3 protein-coding genes are annotated in these 8,491 nt (G+C 52.1%); all 3 read right to left on the bottom strand.

The genetic code is table 11. The features are described from left to right. Positions 1 to 581 precede the first annotated feature (581 nt). The 3 genes from B9Y59_RS10705 to B9Y59_RS15825 all read right to left on the bottom strand — a co-directional run bounded on the left by B9Y59_RS10705 (position 582) and on the right by B9Y59_RS15825 (position 8,479). Positions 582 to 989, bottom strand: coding sequence for a hypothetical protein (locus B9Y59_RS10705; protein WP_085533389.1), 408 nt, complete (start codon positions 987 to 989; stop codon positions 582 to 584). Positions 990 to 1,865: 876 nt separating this feature from the next. Further along, positions 1,866 to 7,607 (bottom strand): carbohydrate-binding protein, encoded by a 5,742-nt coding sequence (locus B9Y59_RS10695; protein ID WP_085533385.1) that lies wholly within the window; start codon positions 7,605 to 7,607, stop codon positions 1,866 to 1,868. Between the two features lie 53 nt (positions 7,608 to 7,660). Then, entirely contained in the window at positions 7,661 to 8,479 is an 819-nt protein-coding gene (locus B9Y59_RS15825; protein WP_442856182.1) for a hypothetical protein, read from the bottom strand. Positions 8,480 to 8,491: the final 12 nt, after the last annotated feature.

Below are 8,491 nucleotides of genomic sequence, written 5' to 3'. Positions count from 1 at the left end.
TTAGCCGCTAGACACTTAATTGGATACCAGCTATTTTTACTCCTTCCATAACACGATTCCGATATTTACGGATTATTTTCATTTTATCTTGGTGGGAACAACTTTTATGCCGTCCCTAAAAGATACCCCACATCCGTCCAACTGTTACTACACAGTAACAACGTCGTACGATGCATTCCTAACCTTGTAAAAAGTTTGACCCAGCAGGGGTTATTCGCATTCTCGTTTGCGGATGCTCCTGCTGGGTCATATCGGTGGAATATCTCCACTTTGGCTTTCTTATGTATTCGCTTTCATGAGAGGCAAATCATCTACATGCGATTAGGATATACGTTTATATTTGCATGTAGAAAAGCTATCCGTCAGAGACATTCCATATTCTTTTTTCTTTCCGAAGCCTCATAGCTACCATCACCATGCAGTGTTTCACCGCATTCTAACCCGGCAGTGTCGTGTAGACGCCTGTGTTCTAGCCCGGTAGACGCACAGCGCCTTTCGCGCCTATGGCGTTTCTACACAGGCTTTCTTCCATCAGTGATTGCTGGATCGAATGGCTTATGCCATTCGCTGGTATCCGGTATTCAACCAATGGTCACCGTGCAGTGTTTCACTGCATTCTGACCAGGCAGTGTCGTGTAGACGCCTGTGCTCTGGCCCGGTGCGCCGGTTGCATAGACTCTGTAGTAGTAATCGTTTCCAACCTTCGCCACAAACTGCGTCTTGAGAACGCTGCCATTGCCTACTGTAAAGCTCGGCGTCTGGTTGTTTCCATTTACCACCGTCATCTTGAAGCAGTATGCGCTGCCTCTCTTGAGCGTGAAGTTCACTGTCGTGTCACTCACCACATGCGCCTTCTGGGTCGAGACGTTCTGTGCCGCAGAAACGACGCCTGCCGCCCCATAGGAGTTGGAGGCATTCACAGAACTGCTTCCCTTTCCTCCCTTGTTGTCCGGCTTCGGGTTGGGCTTCGGCGTCTCCGCCTTCTCCAAACTTGCTACAGCTGCTTCCAGGTTTGCATATACCTTTGCGATCGTCTGTTTGTCCGCGGTTTCATCCCCGGCGACTGCCTTTGCTACCTGTAGCGCTNACGCCCCTTTGGGCGTGGCGCAATTCCGAATGACGTACGTTTTACCTCTTTGTTGTATCGATGAACCCCGTTCTTAATTTGAACTTTATCAAGGCCGAAATAGTCCGCTATTTCTTGTCTGGATTTCCCTGCTTCGCGCATTGCGTTGATCTCTGCCCCGAGAATTTTGATGTTTGTCCATTTCTTTTTTGACATGATAATACCCCCTGATGTAGTATTTCATTTTCCTACATCAGGGGGCTTTTTGTCTATTCTCCGTTTTTACGGGACCTGTTCAAAAGCTGGACGGGGGTTCTTTTTATTTTGCTGATGTGATGAATTATATAGAACACTTACAAGAGATTTCGAACCACATGAATCACTGAACACTTGGTTGAACGCGAAAACTTGCATACCTTCCGAAACTTCCCGACATTCAACCAACGGTTACTGTGTAGTGTTTCACCGTATTCTGGCCCGGCAGTGTCGTGTAAACACCTGTACCTTGGCCCGGTGGGCGCACAGCGTTTTTCGCGCCTCCGGCGTTTCCTATGCTGGCTCTCCTCCATCAGCGATTGCTGGATCGAATGGTTTACACCCTTCGTTGGTATCCGGTATTCAACCAATGGTCACCGTACAGTGTTTCACCGCATTCTGACCAGGCAGTGTGTGTAGACGCCCACGCTCTGGCCCGGTGGATGCACAGCGCCTTTCGCGCCTTAGGCATTTCCTACACAGGCTCTCTTCCACCAGTGGTTGCTGGATCGAATCACTTATGCCTTTCACTGGTATCCGGCATTCAACCAATGGTCACTGTGCAGTGTTTCACCGCATTCTGTCCCGGCAGTGTCGTGTAGACGCCCGTGCTCTGGCCCGGTGTGCCGGTTGCATAGACTCTGTAGTAGTAATCGTTTCCAACCTTTGCTACAAACTGCGTCTTGAGAACGCTGCCGTTGCCTACCGTAAAGCCCGGCGTCTGGTTGTTTCCATTTACCACCGTCATCTTGAAACAGTATGCGCTGCCTCTCTTGAGCGTGAAGTTCACTGTCGTGTCACTCATCACATGCGCCTTCTGGGTCGAGACGTTCTGTGCCGCAGAAACGACGCCTGCCGCTCCATAGGAGTTGGAGGCATTCACAGAACTGCTTCCCTTTCCTCCCTTGTTGTCCGGCTTCGGGTTGGGCTTCGGCGTCTCCGCCTTCTCCAAACTTGCTACAGCTGCTTCCAGGTTCACATATACCTTTGCGATTGTCCGGTTGTCCGCGGTTTCATCCCCGGCGACTGCCTTTGCTACCTGTAGCGCCGCCTCCAGGTTTGCCACACTGCGGTCCGTATAGCCGTTCAAGTCGATCGCTTCTGTCTCTTCGATGAGCTTCTGCAATTCTTCTCTGCTTGGGATCTTCCGCAGGGCTGCCATTGCTTCCGCAAGCTTCTGCGCCATTGCATCCACTTCTTCCTGTCCAGCTTCCGGATTCCCAAGCATCGTCTCTGCATCTTCCAGCACTCCATTAAAGGTCTGGAATGCCTCGTCCTGGATATAGCTGTCCATATCCAGACTCCTTGCTTCATCGACCACGGTCTGGAGCACCGACAGGTCTGCACGGTATTTCAGATTTTCAATCGCCTTCTGCAAGTTCTCATATGCCTTGTCCACTTCCGCCTTCAGCGGGTTCTCCTCGGCATAGACGTCCTTTGCCTCATTCAGCGCTTCCTCAAAGCCCTCCGTGCTGCTCGGCTTGAATGCATCCAACTTCTCCGCCAACTGCTCTGCGATTTCAATCAACGGCAGCAGCACTTCCTTGTCGCCTTCCTCGAATTCCAACAGGTGCATCGCTTTTAGCAGCTCGTCCCAGGCCTTGTTGACCTCTTCCTGGGTTGCAGTCGGATCGTCGTAGACCTCCTGCGCGTTGGTCCGGGCATTCACAAAGATTTCCCGTACTTCCGGTACCAGCCGGTCAATGTCCTCCTGTGTAACCTTGTTCGCCTCATCCAGGACAATCTTCAAGATGTCCTTGTCCACCTTCGTAAAGGTAAAGCGCAGGCTTGCACTCTCATTCGGCATCGTGTAGGTGTACGTAAAGCCGTTTGGTTCAAACGGGATGTCCTCCCCGTTGAGCTGTGCACTGGCGAACGCGCCTTCGGTCGGGGTGAAGGTAAAGGTCAGATCTTCACACGGCATCACTTTCGCGCCGTAGATTGCATCCGTGGAGATCACCACATCTGCATTTCCTTCCACTTCCACCGCTGCATTGCTGCTCCACTGTACGGTCAACAACTGCGGCTCCTTCGGTTCACCCTTCTCTACATGTACAGTCATATCCTGGAGGTCGCACGAAATCTCTTCTCCATTCCAGCATCCCATCGTCACATCTTGGATTGACAAGGTATAATCTCCCTCTGCCAAGTCGCTGTCCGTCGTGAACTTCGCTGTGAACAGGCTGTCCAAATCGGGCGGCAATCCTTCGCCGGTCTCTCCCAAATACAAGAACTTTACCATATGTTCATCGTTCTTGATGTTGTACGCAAAGTATCCCGATACGTTTTCATTTAACGTGACCCTCTCACAGTTCATCCCTTCCGGATAGATCAGGCTCATCTGGAACGAACCTATGGGCTCCTTCAGTTCCTCCAGTCCGCTTATGGTATTCTTCACCATAAAGCAGCTGTTTGTCTCCACCGTCTCTGGTCCATCCAGTCCCAGCTGCACGGGGGATTCTACAACTGACATGGTGCTGATGTCCTCCAGAATCAGTTGGTCCATCGCAAGATTGTTGCGGCTGATGTTCATGTTCTGGTCGTAAATATTGCCATTATAATTGTAGGTAAAGGTAATGGTATGCTCCCCTTCTGTCAAGTGCATCCTCATGCGGGGTGAACGATAGAATGCATTGTCAAATGTAATAGAGAACGACATGGTGCCATAATCCTCACCGTCCAACAGGACCGAACGGATTGCCGCATAGTTTCCGCTGGTGGTATCGCCGCCATTGTTGTACAGGGCGCTCACCAGATAATCGCCTTCAACTGGAACATTGACCTTGAAGGTGATGTCCGTACCACCGTTGGGACGGTTATCCTGCACATAACCGGTCCCGGAATATCCCTGGATGGAGTTGGCAAAGCAGTCGCTGTTGTAACTTGCATCCTCTGCCTCATACTTGAGGACCGTCCCATCCGGATTCCAAACGATGGGTTCGGAGAGCTCGGACGCAATCCCGTCTTCGTCCACTGCCACCAGGGAATAGCTGCCATAGACATTCTGTGGGATGGTATAGCTATCCTGCCCCGTTACATCAATATATTCCGTACCGGTCCAAAGCTTGTAGGTGTAGCGTGTATCCGGCGTCCAAGACAGCACGCCATCTTCGAGCTGCATTTCCGGCAGTTCCGGGCAGATGACCAAATTTTCCGGCTTGAGGTTGACTGCGCTGTGTTCGCCGCTGTCCTCCATCGCAATTTCGACCGTATAATTGCCGGAGGCATCTGCGGGGAGCACGTAATTCGCGCCCTTTTCTTCGCCGTTTACCTTCAAGGATGCCACCTGGTCGCCTTGTCCGGAAACCTTGAGGTTCAAGGTCGCATCACGGTAAGAATAATTGCTCAGTTCAAACGGGCCGACCATCCAATCCGGAACATACGGTGCAAAATGGATGCCGTCCAGATCATACGTCATACCAAACAACACTCGGTAGTAACCGGCCAACTGACCTGCTACCGACCACAGCTGGCGATGCGCATCATTGCCTGCGCCCGTTTCGTAGTTAATAACTTCTTCGTTGGAAAGGTTTCTCGCCGCACCGTACATGATGGATTTCATAATCTCGCCCGCAAGCTCATGATTCCCGCCGACCATTGCCGCTTCCATCAGGGCCGCTTCCCAGCCGGGCCACACGCCGCGATTGTGGTAAATCGCACTGAAGTTTTTACCGGTCTTCTGTGGATAAACGGTATCTGCGCCATATTTGACAAGCGGATAGTTTTCCATCAGTTTTTCGGCCATTTCTGGGGTTGCAATGTCAAAATAGACCGCATAACCGGCTGCAATGACATCCGTCTTTTCTGCGAGGACATTGCCCATATATTCCGGATATTGCCAGGAGGAATAATATCCGTGCTCCTCCATCCAGAAGGTGTCGTTGATCGCCTGCTTGAGTGCTTCAAAATGCTTGGCCCATTTTTCTGTCTCTGCCGGGTCCTTTCCAAGGATTTCCGAGGCCTGCTCCATTACCTTAAACGCCACTGCATACTCAATATTGGTATTGCAGGACTTGGATTCCATGATGTCGGAGAAATAGCCCTCGTCCATCCAGTCGGGATACGTCTTAGAACGATGGTCAAGGCCGGAAGTCTCCCCCTTAAAGAGGCCGGTATTCGGGTCATAGTTTACATGGAAGTCCTTTTCCAATGTATATTTGGTCACATCATAGACTTTTTCCAGGAATTCCGTATCCCCTGTGGCAAGATAGGTCTCCCATGCAGCCATAGCTAGGATAATACGATCCGTAGAAGCTGGATACGAACCGCCGGTGCCGGTATCCTCCACCCACTCCTGCGGGTCGCCTTGAATCTTTTGCAGCAGGCTGTTGCCGGACTGCTCTGGGAACGCCCATGCCAAAGAATACTGAACAGACATCGCCGTATCGCGCGTCCAAACCTTGTTCCAGTTCGCGCCGGTATTAAATACTTCGACCTTTTCCCCTGTGTGAATGCTGGTCTCTGTAAAGATGTCTTCCAGGGACTCCTGCAACGCCATATTGTACAGCGCCTCAGAAATCGGCATATTCTCTGCTGTAAACTGCGGCAATTCGGAGATGTCCTTGGTCAGTTTCCAGGTATTGTTTTCATAGGTGGAATGCAGTTCTTTCCCGTTGTCGGCGGTCATGGTATATGGACCATCGACAATCTTGTCGGGGTAAATATCGTAGTCAAAGCGTGTGCTGTTTAGCGTGAAGTGCGCACTGTACCAGCTGTCCGGCGCTTCGGCCAGCTCCACCCGGTTTTGGGAGTCTTGATTTTCGAGCGCCAAAGAGAGCGTATCGTCCAATAGACTGGTAACCTTGGTATATCCACTCACATTGCGAAGAATCCACTTGCCGGAGTCGCCCTCTCCGCTCTCAGCCATACAAGCTGCAAAGCCGGAACCATCATTGACAATATAGTTGCCAGTCGCCTGGTTCTGGATGGTATAATAGCCATCTTCATCCGGAATAAAGTCCCAGCTATATGCATCGATGTTGTCGCTGTCGATATTTCCAGCGTACTTGAGTACGCCACTTCCATCGTCTGTCAGATACTGGTTCTTCCAACGGTTGACCATGGAGACCTCTTCATAGGACGGTATTTCCACCGGAACGGAGATGGTGAAATAATTGATGTTCCAACCCTCGTGTGTCACGTTGAAGCGGATGGTTTGACGCCCTGCCTCCAACGGAACCATAACTTTTACGTCAGTATACGTCTGCCAGCCGCCTGTAAACGGAATGGTGGCCGACACGCCATCCGGCGCTGCAGTGGTCACGATGGACACGCCGTTCGGAGAACCCTGTACACCGCCCTCGGTATTTTGGCTTGCTACGCGCAGTGTAAACTGATAGGTGCCTTTTTCCATGACGAGGATGTCGTCATAATAGAAGTAGTCGCCTGCGTCCGTACTTCCGACATTCTGGCCGCCCTCGCCGCAGCTCTCTACCTTGACGCCCGCCTTGTCGCCCATGGCCGGGTCGCCGCCTTGGCCGTCAAAGTCCTCTGCTTCGATCTTTGTCACGCCGTCCGGTGTGACGACTGCCTTTGCTTCGGCCTGAATATCAAAGTAGTTGAAATTCCAGCCCTCATGCGTCACATTAAATCGGATCGTCTGTAGGCCAGCTTCCAGAGGAACATCCAGATAAATATCGGTATAGGTCTGCCATGCGCCCGTAAACGGGATTGTGCCGACTACGCCCTCGGGCGCCGCAGTTGTGACGATGGTTACTCCGTCCGGAGAACCCTCTACGCCGCCGTCGGTATTGTTGCTTGCAACCCGAAGGCGGAACTGATAGGTGCCTGCTTCCTTAACATAGATATTGTGGTAGAGCATGTAGTCGCCCGCGTCCGTACTGCCGACATTCTGGCCGCCTTCGCCGCAACTTTCGACCTTGACGCCCGCCTTGTCGCCCATGGCCGGGTCGCCGCCCTGCTCGTCGAAATCCTCCGCTTCAATGCGGGTGACTGTATCGCGGCTGACCACTGCCTTGGCCACGGTTTCAATGTCGATCAGCTCTACGGAGAGTGTCACCGCCTTAGCTGGCATCACGAAGCTGTAGGACTTGTCTGGAATAATTTTTCTGACATCCAACTCCATTCCATCTGCACTAACAGCCTTGACTTCTTTCACCGTCTTGCCCTCCGGAATGTTGGAGACGGAAACGGTCACTGTTTCGCCCAACACGGCCTGCGCCGGCGCGGTCAAAGTAGCTTCCTGGCCGTCCGCCACCTGGATCGCATAGGTTTCGCTCGGCCGCTCACTGTCGATCTTCCACAGCTCCACGTTGTCGATCTGCATGGAAGTGTTCCCAGGAGCCTTACAATAAAACGCGATATTAACTTGGCCGTCTGTTACTTCAACCTCCGTGGAGAATTTCTGATAAATGCTGTTGAANTCACATATACCTTTGCGATTGTCTGGTTGTCTGCGGTTTCATCCCCAGCGACGGCCTTTGCTACCTGTAGCGCCGCCTCCAGGTTTGCCACACTGCGGTCCGTATAGCCGTTCAAGTCGATCGCTTCTGTCTCTTCGATGAGCTTCTGCAACTCTTCTCTGCTCGGGATCTTCCGCAGGGCTGCCATTGCTTCCGCAAGCTTCTGCGCCATTGCATCCACTTCTTCCTGTCCAGCTTCCGGATTCCCAAGCATCGTCTCTGCATCTTCCAGCACTTCATTAAAGGTCTGGAACGCCTCATCCTGGATATAGCTGTCCATATCCAGACTCCTTGCTTCATCCACCACGGTCTGGAGCGCCGACAGGTCTGCACGGTATTTCAGATTTTCAATCGCCTTCTGCAAGTTCTCATATGCCTTGTCCACTTCCGCCTTCAGCGGGTTCTCCTCCGCATAGACATCCTTTGCCTCATTCAGCGCTTCCTCGAAGCCCTCCGTGCTGCTCGGCTTGAATGCATCCAGCTTTTCCTCCAACTGCTCTGCGATTTCAATCAACGGCAGCAGCACTTCCTTGTCGCCTTCCTCGAACTCCAACAGGTGCATCGCTTTTAGCAGCTCGCTCCAAGCCTTGTTGACCTCCTCCTGGGTTGCGGCTGGATCGTCGTAGACCTCCTGCGCGTTGGTCCGGGCATTCACAAAGAGTTCCCGTACTTCCGGTACCAGCCGGTCGATGTCCTCCTGCGTAACCTTGTTCGCCTCATCCAGGACAATCTTCAAGATGTCCTTGTC

The organism is Anaeromassilibacillus sp. Marseille-P3371 (assembly GCF_900169665.1).
In the GTDB taxonomy this organism is placed as follows: Bacteria; Bacillota; Clostridia; order Oscillospirales; family Acutalibacteraceae; genus Anaeromassilibacillus.
This window is presented reverse-complemented; position numbering and strand designations above follow the sequence as displayed.

Bases quoted from the DNA above. Each gene is read 5' to 3' on its own strand.
- B9Y59_RS10695 (WP_085533385.1), bottom strand. From the start codon at position 7,607: ATGCAGATCGACAACGTGGAGCTGTGGAAGATCGACAGTGAGCGGCCG.